This is a genomic window from Mucilaginibacter sp. PAMB04274 (assembly GCF_039634385.2).
Lineage (GTDB): Bacteria > Bacteroidota > Bacteroidia > Sphingobacteriales > Sphingobacteriaceae > Mucilaginibacter.
The window spans coordinates 3,897,880-3,913,932 of record NZ_CP155081.2; the positions used below are offsets into that span (position 1 = coordinate 3,897,880).

A 16,053-nucleotide genomic window follows, 5' to 3' on the forward strand; every position below is an offset into this window, starting at 1 on the left:
GGTATATCAGCTTTATTACCGACAGACTAACATAAAAAAAAGCCCTTGCTTACGCAAGGGCTTTTTTTTATGCAGATGAATTTCGCTTAGTCTACATTATCGTGCAAAAACGAGTTGTTCTTGCGAATCTCCGGATTGCCGTCGTTTTCAGACAGAGAAAACTTGGAGATAGAGCTTTCGTTAGAGGCCGGTGTTTGCTGCAGCGAAATTTCTTTACGCTTGTAGGCCGGTACGTTTTCCAGCTCCTGGATGTTGCCGTTGCGCAACTTCATGCTCAGGTCCTTCAGTCGCATAATGCGCTCGCGTGATTTACGCAACTGCTCTTCTATAGACTCATTGGTTTTGCTTTCATCAGCGCTTACCATGGGTGCAGGTGTTGGTTCTGGCTCAGGTTGTACCGGGGCTGGCTGTGGCAAAGGCTCAAAGTTCATTACCGTTTCGGTAACTTTAAATACAAGGCCATTTTCTTCTGGTTCCGGAGCTTCTTCAGGCTCCTCATCCATCAGGTTATGGCGTACCACACCCTGCTCCTCGTCATTATGTGCCAACAAATCAAACAGATTGTTTTGCTTTTGCTGTGACGTAACCACTTTAGCTGTTACATCCTCTTTAACCGAAGGCTTAACAAACTCGTTGACCGGTTTTACCAGTGGGGTATTTTCGGGCATCAGCATGGATACCACCTTTTTGTTGCTTTGCTCTTTCTCGCGCTCGTCTTTGGTTTGGAAACCGGTTGCTATGATGGTAACCGAAATTTTGTTACCCAGGCTTTCGTCTATACAGTTACCCCAAATCAGGTCGGCTGCTAAACCGGCTTCTTCTTGTATGTAATCGGTAATAATGCTCACCTCGTCCATAGTAACCTCCTGCTCAGTACCCGAGCTGATGTTTAACAGGATGTAGCGGGCACCTTCAATCTGGTTATCTTTTAATAACGGTGATGACAGGGCTCCTTCTACAGCACGTGAGGCACGGTTATCACCATCGGCAGCATAACTACCCATGATGGCCACACCGCTATCTTTCATTACGGTACGCACGTCTTTAAAATCAACGTTGATATAGCCGGGGTGTGTAATAATTTCAGCTATGCCTTTGGCGGCAGTAGTTAAAATATCATCAGCCTGGGCAAATGCCGATCCTAAGGTAAGGTTACCAAAGATCTGACGCATTTTATCGTTTGAGATCACCAAAAAAGAATCCACATACTTTTTCAGTTCTTCCAAACCCTCTTCGGCCTGCATTTTACGACGCTTACCTTCAAAAGAGAACGGCGTAGTTATGATACCCACGGTTAAAATATCCATTTCGCGGGCTGCTTTTGCAATAATTGGGCTTGCACCTGTACCGGTACCACCACCCATACCTGCGGTAATAAACAGCATTTTGGTATTGCTGCCCAGCATTTGCTTCACATCCTCAATGTTTTCGATAGCCGAGTTTTTACCTACTTCCGGAATTGAACCGGCACCCATACCCTCTGTTAAACTTGCACCTAATTGTACCTTGTTAGGTATAGGGCTAAGCTCAAGCGCCTGCGCATCTGTGTTACAAATTATGAAGTCAACGCCGGTAATACCTTGCTTGTACATGTGGTTTACCGCGTTACCGCCGCCACCGCCAACACCAACAACTTTGATGATTGACGATTTTTCTTTTAACATCTCGAACTGCATGATACTAATTTTCAGGGATATGTGAATCGATGGATATGCTATTTTATGTTATGTAATATTAAGACTTTTTTTGATGATATCTTGTCAACTTTTAACAGTTTATTAATAAAATATCACCTGCTAACTATTTCAAAAAATCCTCGTCTTTAATATCGTCTTTAATGAACTTTTTGCCTGTTTCCAGGATTTTGCCCAGTAAACCAAACTTGCGCTCATCGGTGTATTTGGCTTTTTCAACTTTGGCTGTAGGCAAGGTAACCGCCTGGTTGTTGTACTCCATTTTTTGAATACCTTTTATAAGCAAACCAATACCGGTAGCAAATGTTGGGCTTTGCAGCTCTTCATAAGTACCCTTTGGCAATACTTCATTTTTCGCCAGGTGCTCATTGGGGTAACCAATACGGCAATCTAAACCGGTAACATATTCCACCAGTTGCGATAAGTGCTTTAGCTGTGCACCACCACCGGTTATTACAATACCGGCAATCAGTTTCTTTTCGTAACCAGATGATTTGATTTCGTAGTATACGTGCTCAATAATTTCCTCAATACGGGCCTGGATGATGTAGGCCAGGTTTTTTACCGAAATTTCTTTCGCTTCCCTGCCGCGCAAACCCGGTACGCATACAATTTCGTTTTCTTTGTTCTCGTCTGCCAGGGCCGAACCAAATCTTACTTTCAGTTGCTCAGCAATATTGCGCATAACAGAACAGCCTTCGCGAATATCCTCGGTGATGCTGTTACCGCCAAAAGGAATAACTGCGGTATGACGAATGATACCTTCGTGAAAAATGGCCACGTCGGTAGTACCACCACCAATATCAACCAGCACTACACCTGCTTCTTTTTCCTCATCGCTCAATACCGATTCTGAAGAGGCCAATGGCTCCAGTATCAGCTCCTGGCTTTCTAACTGTGCTTTGGTTACACATTTTACAATGTTTTTAATTGCGGTAACCTGACCTGATATGATATGGAAATTTGCCTCAAGCCTAACACCCGACATCCCGATCGGATCTTTAATGCCCGGCTCATTATCAACCGTAAATTCCTGTGGTAACACATGGATGATCTCCTCTCCCGGAGGCATCACTAGGTTATACATATCTTCAATCAGCTTGTCAATATCCTTGCGGCCGATTTCTGTATTCAAATCACGACGGGTAATTAAGCCGCGGTGCTGTAAGCTCTTAATATGCTGACCGGCAATACCCACGTTTACGATACGAATTTCGACGTTCGATTGTGAGCCTGCCACATCAACTGCCTGCAAAATACCCTGCACGGTTTTATCAATGTTCGATACCATCCCACGGGTTACACCGGCTGATTCTGCCTTGCCAATTCCCAGTACTTCTATCTTTCCGTTTTTGCTCCTGCGCCCAACAATAGCGCATATTTTAGTAGTACCAATATCCAGTCCTACTACTATTGGCGAGCTCTTTTCCTGCGGTATGCTTTTTTCCATAACTAATTCAATTGGGATGATGTATCTTTAAATAACTGCTGTTTCTTAACTAATGAATCTGCCTTGTTAGGCTTTATAACTTTTACTGATGTGCTATCAGTATAACCTTCTGTTTTGATGCCTACCACCTGGTTGGCGTATTTAATGTTGATGACTTTGTATTTATCCCACCCTACCTGTGGCAAGGCCTGTTTATAAAATATTTCCAGGTTATGAAACTTACTGGCCAGCGAGTCGGCATTGCCTAATAGTATCTTATGGTTGCCTACACGGGGTATCAACTCAATCTCGCGGCTTTGGTTTACATAAATTTGCGCTATCTGTGCATTCCAAAGGGTGTCTTTCCTGATAAACGCTACTGTGTTGAAAACGTCCCTGGCCAGCCTGGTGTGCAAGGTGTCTATACGATTGGCAAAAAGTTCGTCTATATAACCATTGGCCACTAACACCCTTGCGGTAAAATTGTTAGACAGTGGTATTTTTAAACCATGCTCATCCACATAAAAGTCCTGATCAAACCGGTTCAGCACGCGCAGCACCGGATGGCGTTGCGTTATCTGCACCCTGATCAGTCCATCCATATCGGCAAATACCTTGGCCGATTCGATAAACGGATTAGCCTGCAATTTTTTTTCCAGGGCATGTATATTAATATTCTCCATTTTGCGGCCTACCAGCGTATGGCTGCTTACCTGCAAAATATTGTCTACCTCGTTCTGATCAATAAAGTACTCGTTTCCTGGTATAAATACCTTTACACCGGTACAAACCACTGCTGATTTTTTAATGCTGATGAAACTCATCAGCACAATAAGGCCGGTAATGCTAATTAACCAGCTAAACATAATGCCAATGCGCTTCCAGGGTATTCTATTCCACATATCCAAACGCTTGTTTTAAAGGTTCAACTAATTGGTCAATATCGCCGGCGCCTACCGTCAGCAACAATTGGGGCTGCAGGTCTTGTACGCGTTTTATCACTTCTTGTTTGCTGAGCAGGTGTTTATCTGCCAGCTGCATTCGGTTTAAAATGGTATGCGCATCCACACCGTCTATAGGCAGTTCACGAGCCGGGTAAATATCCAGCATCAGCAGTTCATCGGTCATATCCAAGGCTTCAGCAAATCCGTCGGCAAAATCGCGTGTGCGGGTAAACAGATGCGGCTGGAATACCGTGGTGAGCTTAACATCAGGATATAGTTTTTTAACGGATGCAATACAAGCTTTCAGCTCCTCGGGGTGATGCGCATAGTCATCTATATACACATGCTTCTCTGTTCTTACAATGTACTCGAACCTGCGTTTTACACCTTTAAAAGATGCCAGCGCTGCCTTAATCATATTGCCGGTAACATTTAAATACAAGGCTGCTTGTATGGCCGCAACTGCATTTTCGATATTATGCAAACCCGGTATGCCCATTTCAATACCATTGATGGCAGTATCGCCATTTTGGAAATCGAAATAAAAGCTACCGTTTTGGATACGGATGTTGTGAGCAATGGCATCGGCAGCTTCGGCACCAATGGTATACGTGGCACACTCATGATTTAGCGGCAAGCCTTGTTTAGCTATCAGTTTGCCGCCCGCCTTAATTTGCGAAGCAAACATGCGGAACGAATCGGTAAGCTGCCCATGGTCGCCGTAAATATCCAAATGATCAGCATCCATAGAAGTGATCACGGCAATATCCGGGTACAGGGTCAGGAATGAGCGGTCATACTCATCCGCCTCAACAACTACCAAATTAGAGCCCCCGTAAAGTACATTACTGTTGTAATTGGTTGCAATACCACCTAAAAATGCCGTACAATCTTTACCGGCTTCGGTAAGGATGTGCGTTATAAGGCTTGATGTGGTAGTTTTACCGTGTGTACCCGCTACGGCTACAGTAAACAAGCCTTTGCTAATAATGCCCAGCACCTGTGAGCGCTTGTAAAGCTCAAACCCATTTGCTTTAAAATAATTGAGTATGGCCGAATCTTGAGGAATGGCCGGTGTGAAGATAATTAACGTACCCTGGTTAGGTTCGTTAAACTCCGCAGGCACCAGACTGGCATCATCGGTAAAAATAATGTCCATTCCTTCTGCATTCAAAGCGTCGGTTAATGGTGTTTCGGTTTTATCGTATCCGCATACCATACAGCCCAAATGGTTGAAATACCGGGCAAGGCCACTCATGCCTATCCCCCCGATTCCAACCAGGTAAACGCGTTGTATGTTGCGTAGTTCCATCATTCTTTTATTCCGTACTATCCTTTCGATTGCTAGGAGATATCTTTTCTAAGCGATAAGCCTTTATTGTTTGAAAAGATCTCTCACTACCGTTCGAGATGACATTTTTATTTTAGGTTCTTTTATTTATTCTCTTTTATAATATCTATCACGTGCTGCGCAATCACATCGTCGGCGCTTGGTAAGGCCAGTTTACTGATGCTTTCACTTAGCTTAGCCTGCTGCCCGGGATTGCGTAACAACTCCAGTGCGGCCGGTATCAGTTTGGTTTCGGCATTGGTATCGCTGATAAATAAAGCAGCGTTACTTTGTACCAGGGCCATTGCGTTCTTGGTTTGATGATCTTCGGCCACATTGGGCGAAGGCACCAATATAACCGGCTTGCCCACGATACATAACTCCGCAATAGTGCCGGCACCCGCACGCGAAATGATTACATCGGCGGCGGCATAGGCCAAATCCATGCGGTTTAAAAACTCCAGTATGCAAATGTTAGGGTGATAACTTTCGCCCAGTTTGCTCATAATACCCTGGTAGTAAACCTTGCCGGTTTGCCAAATAAGCTGCACATCTGCAGCAATAATCTTATCCAAATCGGCCAGCAGACTATGATTGAGGGTACGTGCACCTAAACTACCACCAGTTACCAAGATGGTCTTTTTATTGGGCGACAGTTTAAATTGCGCCATAGCCTCCTCACGCTTGCCCACCGTATCTACCGACTGCTTACGCACAGGATTGCCTGTTTTTACGATTTTGCCAGCCGGAAAAAATTTATCCATCCCATCAAAGGCAACACATATCTTTTTTGCCTTTTTGCTTAGCCATTTATTGGTAATACCTGCATAAGAGTTTTGCTCCTGTATTAAAGTAGGGATGCCTTTTAATGACGCCGCGTACAACAGCGGGCCTGAAGCATAACCTCCTACACCTACTGCAGCATCTGGTTTAAAATCGTTTATTATACCGGCCGCTTTGCCAATACTTGCAATAAGCTTAACCGGAAATAAAATATTGCGCCAAACCGCTTTACGCTGTATACCCTGTATATCCAGTCCGATAATCTTGTAGCCAGCCGCCGGAACTTTTTCCATCTCCATGCGGCCATTAGCACCTACAAACAATATCTCGGTTGCCGGATTAAGCTTTTTTAATGCATTGGCAATAGCTACCGCCGGAAATATATGCCCGCCAGTACCACCACCACTTATAATGATGCGTGGCCCTTGGCTCCCTGAAGAGGGAGTTGGAATAGCGGTATTTTCTGATCCGATCGACATTGTTATATATGCGTTTTATTGTTGTATCTTGATTTTGTTTCCTGGCTCTTATAGTTTAAGCTACTTCCAAAATCTTCCCTACAACTATTTTCTTATTCGCTTCTTTCTCTTTACTTGCTTCATTCTCATCAATATGGCGACTTACAGATAGAATGATACCAAAAGCCACGCTGGTGAATAATATGGATGTACCACCCATGCTTACCAACGGTAGTGGCACACCGGTTACAGGCCCCAAACCTACGGCTACGGCCATGTTGGCAAAAGCCTGTATGGTTAAGCTAAAACTTAAGCCCGCAGCTAACAAAGCCCCAAAGGCCTTTGGCGCTTTGGTTACTATCTTGATGCATCGGTACAGCAGGAAAAGGTATATCAGAATTATGAACAACCCGCCCATAAGTCCATACTCTTCAATAATGGTGGCGTAAATAAAATCCGAATAAGGGTGCGGTAAAAAGTTACGCTCAGTACTGTTACCCGGCCCCTTACCTACAACACCGCCGGTAGCGATAGCTATTTTAGCATGGTCTGACTGGAACGACTTATCATGATCCACCTTTTCGGGGTGCATGAAGGTATTGATACGTGAGATATAGGTTTTACGACGCGGGCCTAATAAGATTACACCGGTAAGCAATACTGCGCCTGCCAAACATACTACAGCAATTTGCTTTACACTGATACGACCAATAATCAATAACAGGATGCTTACACCAAAAAGCATCATGGCAGTTGATAAGTTGGCCAGCGCAATTAAGATGAACACTACGCATACCGAACCCATGATGGGAATGAAAGATTGCTTAACGTCTTTTATATTTTCCTGTTTGCGAGACAGTGTACGTGCCAAGTAAGTGATTAAAGCCAGTTTAGCCAAATCGGATGTCTGGAATGTTAATCCGGTACCCGGTATGGCTATCCAGCGGCTGGCATCGTTTACATGGTTACCAAAAATAAGCGTATACAGCAGCAATGGAATAGTAATGGCCATCAGCAATTTAGAGATACCAGCATAATACCGGTAATCCAGCTTGTGCGATATATACATTAGTGCAACCCCGCCAATCATCATAAACATGTGCTTCAGCAGGTACGTTTCATTGGCCTTACCCTGTTTGTAAGCCAGGGTTCCGGTTGAACTGTACACAGCCAGCAATGATATTACTGAAAGTACGATCACAATAAGCCATATCCACCTATCGCCTTTTGTTCTGCTTAATATCCTATGCATCTTCTAAAATATAATTATGCTGATTCTTTTAAATGACCACACATCTTCCCTATCACAATTTTTATTCATTTATACATCTGCACACTCGCCATAAAAAGCGATTACAGCTCCATCACAGCTTGCTTAAACTGGTTGCCGCGTTCTTCATAGTTTTTAAACAAATCGAAGCTGGCACAAGCAGGTGAAAGCAGCACGGTATCACCTTTAGTAGCCAGTTTATAGGCGGCAGCTACAGCATCTTTAGCCGATGTTGTATCTACAATATTTTTTACCTCGTCGGCAAAGGCATCATGTATACGCTGGTTGTTTGTACCCAGGCATACAATAGCTTTTACTTTACTTTTTACCAGGCTGGTTAATTCGTTATAATCATTCCCTTTGTCTACACCACCTAAAATAAGCACCACCTTGTTATCGGGCATGCTTTCTAACGCATACCAGGTAGAGTTTACATTGGTAGCTTTAGAATCGTTGATGAACCTGATGCCCGATATATCGGCCACGTGCTCTAAACGATGGGGTACACTTTTGAAATCGCCCATGCTCTCACGGATATTGTCATTCCGCAATTCCAGTACTTTCGACACAATCCCGGACGCCATTGAATTGTAGATGTTGTGCTTACCCTGTAAGGCTAATTTGGTGATAGTCATTTGAAGATGGTTGTTTGGTGTATTTATGGTTAGTTCTTCGCCATTGAGGTATGCGCCCAATGGTAATGTTTTGCTTATTGAAAATGGAAGCAGCTGCGCTGCAAACGTGCGTGTCGCCATACCTTTCAAGGTTTCGGCATCATCGGCACAGTAAATAAAGTAATCATCGGCGGTTTGATTTTGCGCAATGCGGAATTTGCTATCGGCATAGTTCTGCAGCTGGTAATCGTACCGGTCCAAGTGATCGGGCGTAATATTGAGCAGCACGGCAATATTTACCCTAAATTTGTACATATCATCGAGCATAAAGCTACTTAGCTCCAGCACGTAGTGGTCAAACTTTTGGGTTGCCACCTGGTAGGCAAAGCTTTTGCCTATGTTACCTGCCAGGCCAACATTTAACCCCGCATTTTTCAGAATGTGGTAGGTTAAACTGCTGGTGGTAGTTTTACCGTTTGAACCAGTGATGCCGATGATGTTGGCATTAGTATACCTACCGGCAAATTCAATTTCGGAAATTACCGGAATTCCTTTTTCACGCAGTGCCTTAATTAGCGGTGCTTTTTCGGGTATGCCCGGGCTTTTTACCACCTCTACAGCATTAAATATCTCCGCTTCGGTATGTTGCTTCTCCTCAAAGCGGATATTCCAGCCTTGCAGTTGTGCTTTATATTGATCGGCAATGGCACCAAAATCTGAAACAAAAACATCATACCCCTGCTGCTGGGCCAGGTAAGCCGCACCCACGCCGCTTTCGCCAGCGCCAAGCACCACTAACCTTTTGCCTGTGGCAGTCGCAGTTGTTGATATGTTATTTGGTTCGTTCATTTAGTCTAATCTTGTCGCTTCGCTTTACTCTTATCTCAGCTTCAGTGTAATTACGGTTATAATGGCCAGCATAATACCGATGATCCAAAAACGGGTTACAATTTTAGCTTCATGGAAACCTCTTTTTTGATAGTGGTGATGCAGCGGTGCCATCAGGAACACCCGGCGCCCTTCGCCAAAGCGCTTTTTGGTGAATTTAAACCAGCTCACCTGCATAATTACCGATGCATTCTCTACCACGAATATGCCGCACAGTAGAGGCAGCATCAGTTCCTTACGAATCAGGATGGCAAACACGGCTATGATACCGCCAATGGCTAAACTGCCTGTATCGCCCATAAAAACCTGGGCAGGGAACGAGTTATACCATAAAAAGCCTACGCATGCCCCTACAAAGGCGCCGGCAAAAATCACCAGCTCACCTGTGTTGGGTATGTACATAATGTTCAGGTAATCGGCAATGAGCACGTTACCCGATACATAAGCCAGTACTGCCAGTGTTACCCCAATTATAGCCGATGTACCGGTGGCTAAACCATCAATCCCATCAGTAATATTTGCACCGTTTGATACGAAGGTGATAATCATAATCACAAAAAACATGAACACCATGAGTGCATAACGCTCGTAATTACCGCCTAAAAACTTGAGCACCTTACCATAATCAAACTCATTGTTCTTATAAAAGGGCACGGTAGTTTTGGTGGTCTTTACATCCTGAGTATAAACCGGCGTGCCGTTCTTTAAATGATAGCTTACCGGTGCGTCATATTTAACTGGCAGCTTTACTTCCTGACGCATCTTTATGTCCGTATGAAAATACATAGTCCAGCCTACAATGAGGGCCAGGCTCACCTGACCTGTAATTTTGAACCTGCCAGCCAAGCCTTCTTTGTTCTTTTTAAATACTTTTATGTAATCATCTAAAAAGCCAATTGCACCCAGCCAAACTGTAGTAACCAGCATTAGAATGATATATATATTATCCAACCGGGCAAAAAGCAGTGTAGGCACCAGGATACCCAGCAGAATAATAACACCACCCATAGTTGGCGTACCTGCTTTTTGCATTTGCCCTTCCAAACCCAAGTTACGCACGGTTTCGCCAACCTGCTTAAAGCGCAGATAATCGATTAAACGGCGCCCCCAAACGGTAGTAACCACCAGCGATACAATAACCGCCATAGCCATACGGAACGTCAAGTACTGAAACACCCCTGCACCAGGGATATTGTAGTTGCGATCCAGATAGCTAAACAGGTAATAGAGCATGAGTTTTGGTTCTTGAGTTGATTGTGTTATTAGTTAATTAAGTTTCTTTATTTTCCTGTCATTGCGTTCCTTGCAATCAGGGCTAATGCCTATGTACTTAGTGATGCGAATGCATTTAGCAGTTCTTCTTTATCATCAAAGTGATTTCTCACTCCGTTTACCTCCTGATACTTTTCATGTCCCTTACCTGCCAATACTATAATATCGCCGGGTTGCGCCAAATGCACTGCAGTTTTGATGGCCTCGCGACGATCAACAATACTGATGGTTTTGCGCTGGTTAGCAGGATCCACACCCGCTTCCATATCACGGATAATCTGCGCCGGATCTTCGGTTCGCGGGTTGTCTGAAGTCAGGATCACCTTATCGCTCCAGTCGCAGGCGGTTTTGGCCATTACCGGGCGTTTGGTTTTATCACGGTCGCCACCACAACCGATCACGGTAATAACTTTTTCAGTTCCTTTGCGAATGTCTTGCACCGTGCTCAATACGTTTTGTACCGCATCGGGCGTGTGTGCATAATCTACAATACCGATAATCTTGTTATCAGATATAGTATAATCGAACCTGCCCTCGGCACCTGATAATTTACTTAAGCTGGTTAATATAGCTGCCTTTTCTTGCCCCAGTAACGTAGCAGCGGCATATACGGCTAAAAGGTTGTAGGCATTAAAGCTGCCCACCATTTTAAACCATACCTCATCACCATCCACATTCAGTAGTAAACCGCCAAACTGGTTCTCCATGATTTTCACCTTAAAGTCGGCCATGTTTTTAAGGCCGTAAGTCTTTTTAGCGGCTTTGCTATTTTGCAGCATCACATTACCGTTTTTGTCATCGGCATTGGTTAGTGCAAAAGCTGTTTTGGGCAGCATGTCAAAAAAACCTTTTTTGGCTTTTAAGTAACTGTCGAACGTTTTGTGATAATCGAGGTGATCGTGCGTAAGATTAGAAAAAATACCACCGGCAAAGGTTAAACCATCAATACGGTGCTGGGCTACGGCGTGCGAGCTTACTTCCATAAAGCAGTAATCGCAACCCTGAGCAACCATTTTATCCAGCAACTCATTCAAAACTACCGGATCGGGCGTGGTATGGGTTGATGGTATGATCTGTCCATTAATCTGATTTTCAACAGTGGAAATTAGCCCGCATTTATAACCTAAATCGCGAAACAACTGGTAAAGCAGCGTAGCTGTAGTGGTTTTGCCATTAGTACCGGTTACCCCTACCAGCTTTAGTTTGCCCGATGGACTATCATAAAAGTTAGATGCCAGGATGCCTAATGCTGCGGCTGAGTTAGCTACCATCAGGTAGTCTGCCTCATCGGCCGTATGACCGGGCAGGTCTTCGCAAACGATTACCACGGCGCCATCTTTAACGGCCTGCTCTATATAGTCATGACCATCAACTGCAGTGCCGCGCACCGCTACAAACAGCGAGCCAGGCACTACCTTGCGCGAATCAAAGACCACGTTAGCGATCTCTACATCGGCAGCACCTTGCAGTTCAGTAAAGGCCAGGCCTTCGAGTATGTCGCTTAGGTTTCTCATTCCAGTTCTAAAGTTATTTTGGCTCCTTTAGGTATCATGCTACCACCCGTTACCGATTGTTTAGCCACTACCCCGCTGCCCCGCACCGTTGTTTTGTAGCCGGCATTGCCCATTACGTACAACGCGTCGCTCAGGGTCATTCCGGTTACGGATGGTACAGTGCCTTGTTTAAATTTAATTTCCTGCGATGCAATACCATTGCTGGTATCGGCCGTACGGGGTGTATTCGATGCATACAAAGGCTTTACACCCAGTTTTTGGTAAACTTGTTGCACAGCTTTTAAGTTGCCCGTTTTTATTTGCGGCATTTGTGTATTACCAACGTAATGCGATGGCAGGTTTTGGTGCATTTCTAAATCGCTGGAGTATACCTTATCTGCAATTTCCCGAAACACCGGACCAGCTACCAACGCACCGTAGTAACCGTTTTTGGGGTCGTTGATAACTACGATGAGCGAATACTTAGGCTTATCGGCCGGGAAATAACCGGCAAAAGAAGCTTGATATTGCCGCCTGGCTTTGTAACCTTTATTTGCATCAGCCACCTGTGCCGTGCCCGATTTACCCGCAATGCGGTACAAGGGATTATAAATAATGTTTTTACCAGTGCCCTCAGTTATTACACCCTCCATCATTTCCTGCATCTTCTTCAGGGTAACCTCAGAGCATATTTTATCATTAATAACACGAGCTTTAAACTGTTCAACCGGGTTGCCCAACCTCCTGATCTCTTTTACAAAAATTGGCGCTATGTATTTGCCATTGTTGGCTATAGCATTATAGAAAGACAACATTTTTAGCGGCGTAAGCTGCATTTCATAACCATAAGCCATTTGCGGCAGGGTCATGTTTTTGTTCCAGCTCGTATTTTTAGGGTTCTTAACAACAGGTTGCGCTTCGCCCGGAATTTGCAGGCCCAGTTTTTCATTCAAATGCCAGTCGTACAAGTGATCGGTAAACTTCGATTGATCTTCCTTGTAGCTTTTATTAACCAGGTAGGCAACCGCGGCGTTCGATGACTCTTCAAACGCCTTTTTAACGGTTACCACTCCAATGCTCCCGTGCGAATCTTTAATAGTATGGCCGGGTATTTTATAGGTACCTGTACCAACCAGGGTACTGGTGTCAACCATTTTATCTTCAAGCAAGGCCAGGTAGGAGGCTATTTTAAAAGTAGAACCAGGGTCCTGATTACCGGCAATTGCATAATTAAATTTTTCCTGATACTCGCCCGGGGCAACCTTTGAGTAATTAGCCACCGCACGAACTTCGCCGGTAGCAACCTCCATTAATATAGCAGCACCATGATGCGCATCACTTTTTATTAATTGCTTTAGTAATGCGTTTTGAACTACATCCTGAAAGTTCACATCAATGGTTGATATAATATCAGCGCCTTCTTTAGGTGCAATTTCTTCTTCCTGATTAACCGGCATCCAAACACCACCGGCAATGCGCTGCATTAAACGCTTGCCGCTCTCGCCCTCTATATAGCTGGCATAGGCACCCTCTAAACCAACCGGGTTTTTTACGTTTTTATTAGAATATCCAATGGTACGCGCGGCCAGCGAACGGAACGGCAGAATACGCTTGTTTTGCTGCACAATGATCAAACCGCCTTTATACCGCCCCATATTAAAAATAGGAAACTTGCGGATCTTCTTTAAATCCTGGTAAGACACTTTGCGGCGAATGAGCTGATAACGCAGGCTATCCTTACGCGCATCGCGTAAAATCATAGAATACTCGCGGGCCGATTTATCACCAAAAAACTGGGACATTTTCATAGCCAGCGAGTCTACCTTTTCGTAAAAAATATCATCGTCGGCAATACCACCGGCTAACATATCCATATGCAGCTCATACTCGGGTACGGAGGTTGCCAATAAACTACCATCCACTGCAAAAATATTTCCCCGGGCAGCATCAATATTCACATAGCGGGTTGATAAGCTATCAGCCATGGCCTTCCACTTTTTGCCCTGCGCAAACTGCAGATAGCACAGTTTAAAAAACACAGCAAAAGCCAGTACTACAATAAGCCCGAATGCCAGGTAAACACGCAGTAATATATTGGTCCTGATGTTCATTTTACTACCTCCGCATCTGTTAATTTCTGTGGCGGCTCAACCGATTCGGTCACCCCTAATGTATCTGCCCGCTTAGCCACTTCAGTTAGTGTACTTTTGTAAGCCATTTCGGCCTTTGTAGTCTTAAAATCCCAGCTCAACCCTTTTACTTCCTTGCTTAACTTATCAATGTTGCGTAACGTGTTTTCGGCAACATGACGGTTTGCTATATAAACCATTCCCAACAGGGCCAGAAAAAACACAAAAGGCAAAGCCCGGGTAACATCATCAGTAGTGACAACACCCTTGCTTAACAAGTTGGTAAAAAAGTTTTCGGGCACATCCTGCACCGGGCGCTCTTCTACTACAAGCTCCTTTTCAGCTTCTTCTTCCTGAATTTCTGTACGCAAACGGTTACTCATTTCTTTACAGCTATCCTTAGTTTAGCACTACGTGCCCTGTTGTTTTCTTTTATTTCCTCATCAGTAGCGGTAATTGCGCCGCGGCTTACAGCCTCCAGCGGTTTTTGATCGTTACCGTAAAAATCTTTTTCAACCTCGCCGCTAAATTTTCCTTTAGCAATAAAGTTCTTAACCAACCTATCTTCCAACGAATGATAAGACATAACTACCAACCTACCGCCCGAAACCAGCACATCTGCCGTTTGGATTAAAAAATCCTTTAAAGCCTCCAGCTCCTGGTTTACCTCAATACGCAAGGCCTGAAAAACCTGCGCCAGGTACTTATTCTCTTTACCACGCGGTATTAAACCAACAATGGCATTTTTCAAGTCGGCCACGGTATCCATCGGGCTATTTAACCGGGCAGTAACTATGGTACGCGCCAGTGATTTGGCATTTTGTATCTCGCCGTAAATGCCAAAAATGCGATGCAAATCAGCCTCGGCATAAGTATTCACCACCTGCTTGGCAGTCAGTTCCAACGACTGATTCATGCGCATATCCAGCTCCGCATCAAAACGAATGGAAAAACCACGCTCGGCCCGATCGAACTGGTAAGACGAAACGCCCAGATCGGCCAGGATCCCATCAACCGGAATAGCCCCGTGTAAACGGCAAAAGTTCTTCAGATACCGAAAATTCTGATCTACAAACTGAAACCGCTCATCATCAATGATATTCTGCTGCGCATCCGCATCTTGATCAAAGGCAATCAACCGTCCACCCTCGCCTAAATGCTTCAGAATTTCGCGCGAGTGACCACCGCCACCAAAGGTTACATCTACATAGGTTCCATTAGGCTTAATATCCAAAGCCTCAATACACTCCTGAAGCATAACCGGCTTATGATAATTACTCATCACCCCTCCTTCCTAAACCACCCATTACCTCTTCGGCCAGGTTGGCAAAGTTTTCGGGCGCGCTGTCCAGTTGCGCATCATAAGCAGCCTGATCCCAAACTTCTATTTTATTAAACTGACAAGACAAAACCACATCGGCGCCAATACCAGCATACTCCAGCAACGCCTTAGGCAGCAACACTCGGTTATTAGCATCAAGCGTTAACTCAGATGCCCCACGGGTAAAGTAGCGTATAAATTCACGGGTACGTTTCTCGTATTGATTAAGCTTACTCAGGTCATCTACAATTTTATCCCATTCCTTGCGAGTATAGATTACCAAATGCTTTTCAAAGCCACGGTTGATCACAAGGCCCTCACGCTCAGCTTCGGGAAGCTGCTTCTTGAGGCCCGAGGGGATCATCATCCGCCCTTTGGCATCCAGTTTACAATCAAATTCTCCTAAAAAGTGGGACATGCAGAGTCTT

The 16,053-nt window shown here is 44.6% G+C and carries 13 protein-coding genes; all 13 read right to left on the bottom strand.

From position 1 onward, the window contains the following. Positions 1 to 86: 86 nt before the first annotated feature. Complete coding sequence (gene ftsZ / locus ABDD95_RS16355; protein ID WP_345948409.1) at positions 87 to 1,676, bottom strand: cell division protein FtsZ; 1,590 nt, start codon at positions 1,674 to 1,676, stop codon at positions 87 to 89. A gap of 124 nt (positions 1,677 to 1,800) precedes the next feature. Continuing rightward, the gene (gene ftsA / locus ABDD95_RS16360) at positions 1,801 to 3,144 is read right to left on the bottom strand and encodes a cell division protein FtsA (protein WP_345948410.1); all 1,344 of its coding nucleotides are present in this window, start codon (positions 3,142 to 3,144) and stop codon (positions 1,801 to 1,803) included. A gap of 2 nt (positions 3,145 to 3,146) precedes the next feature. Then, positions 3,147 to 4,025, bottom strand: a complete 879-nt coding sequence (locus tag ABDD95_RS16365; protein WP_345948411.1) for a cell division protein FtsQ — start codon at positions 4,023 to 4,025, stop codon at positions 3,147 to 3,149. Next, positions 4,015 to 5,379 carry a UDP-N-acetylmuramate--L-alanine ligase gene (murC, locus tag ABDD95_RS16370; RefSeq protein ID WP_345952113.1) on the bottom strand — a complete coding sequence of 455 codons (1,365 nt, stop codon included), beginning with the start codon at positions 5,377 to 5,379 and terminating at the stop codon, positions 4,015 to 4,017. Before murC ends, ABDD95_RS16365 begins: the two co-directional genes overlap by 11 nt. A gap of 122 nt (positions 5,380 to 5,501) precedes the next feature. After that, positions 5,502 to 6,659, bottom strand: coding sequence for an undecaprenyldiphospho-muramoylpentapeptide beta-N-acetylglucosaminyltransferase (murG, locus tag ABDD95_RS16375; protein ID WP_345948412.1), 1,158 nt, complete (start codon positions 6,657 to 6,659; stop codon positions 5,502 to 5,504). A gap of 55 nt (positions 6,660 to 6,714) precedes the next feature. Next, entirely contained in the window at positions 6,715 to 7,890 is a 1,176-nt protein-coding gene (locus ABDD95_RS16380) for a putative peptidoglycan glycosyltransferase FtsW (protein WP_345948413.1), read from the bottom strand. A 101-nt stretch (positions 7,891 to 7,991) separates the two neighbouring features. Further along, a complete protein-coding gene (murD, locus tag ABDD95_RS16385; protein ID WP_345948414.1) occupies positions 7,992 to 9,371 on the bottom strand; it encodes a UDP-N-acetylmuramoyl-L-alanine--D-glutamate ligase in 1,380 nt (459 codons plus the stop codon). A 30-nt stretch (positions 9,372 to 9,401) separates the two neighbouring features. Continuing rightward, positions 9,402 to 10,643 (bottom strand): phospho-N-acetylmuramoyl-pentapeptide-transferase, encoded by a 1,242-nt coding sequence (gene mraY, locus ABDD95_RS16390; protein ID WP_345948415.1) that lies wholly within the window; start codon positions 10,641 to 10,643, stop codon positions 9,402 to 9,404. 89 nt (positions 10,644 to 10,732) lie between these two features. Then, positions 10,733 to 12,196 carry a UDP-N-acetylmuramoyl-L-alanyl-D-glutamate--2,6-diaminopimelate ligase gene (locus ABDD95_RS16395; RefSeq protein ID WP_345948416.1) on the bottom strand — a complete coding sequence of 488 codons (1,464 nt, stop codon included), beginning with the start codon at positions 12,194 to 12,196 and terminating at the stop codon, positions 10,733 to 10,735. Next, positions 12,193 to 14,286: a penicillin-binding protein gene (locus tag ABDD95_RS16400; RefSeq protein WP_345948417.1), complete on the bottom strand. Its 2,094-nt coding sequence runs from the start codon at positions 14,284 to 14,286 to the stop codon at positions 12,193 to 12,195. Before ABDD95_RS16400 ends, ABDD95_RS16395 begins: the two co-directional genes overlap by 4 nt. Then, entirely contained in the window at positions 14,283 to 14,687 is a 405-nt protein-coding gene (locus ABDD95_RS16405; protein WP_345948418.1) for an FtsL-like putative cell division protein, read from the bottom strand. Before ABDD95_RS16405 ends, ABDD95_RS16400 begins: the two co-directional genes overlap by 4 nt. Further along, positions 14,684 to 15,586 (bottom strand): 16S rRNA (cytosine(1402)-N(4))-methyltransferase RsmH, encoded by a 903-nt coding sequence (gene rsmH / locus ABDD95_RS16410; RefSeq protein WP_345948419.1) that lies wholly within the window; start codon positions 15,584 to 15,586, stop codon positions 14,684 to 14,686. The genes ABDD95_RS16405 and rsmH overlap by 4 nt, the downstream gene beginning before the upstream one ends. Then, positions 15,579 to 16,043, bottom strand: a complete 465-nt coding sequence (gene mraZ / locus ABDD95_RS16415; protein ID WP_345948420.1) for a division/cell wall cluster transcriptional repressor MraZ — start codon at positions 16,041 to 16,043, stop codon at positions 15,579 to 15,581. The genes rsmH and mraZ overlap by 8 nt, the downstream gene beginning before the upstream one ends. Positions 16,044 to 16,053: the final 10 nt, after the last annotated feature.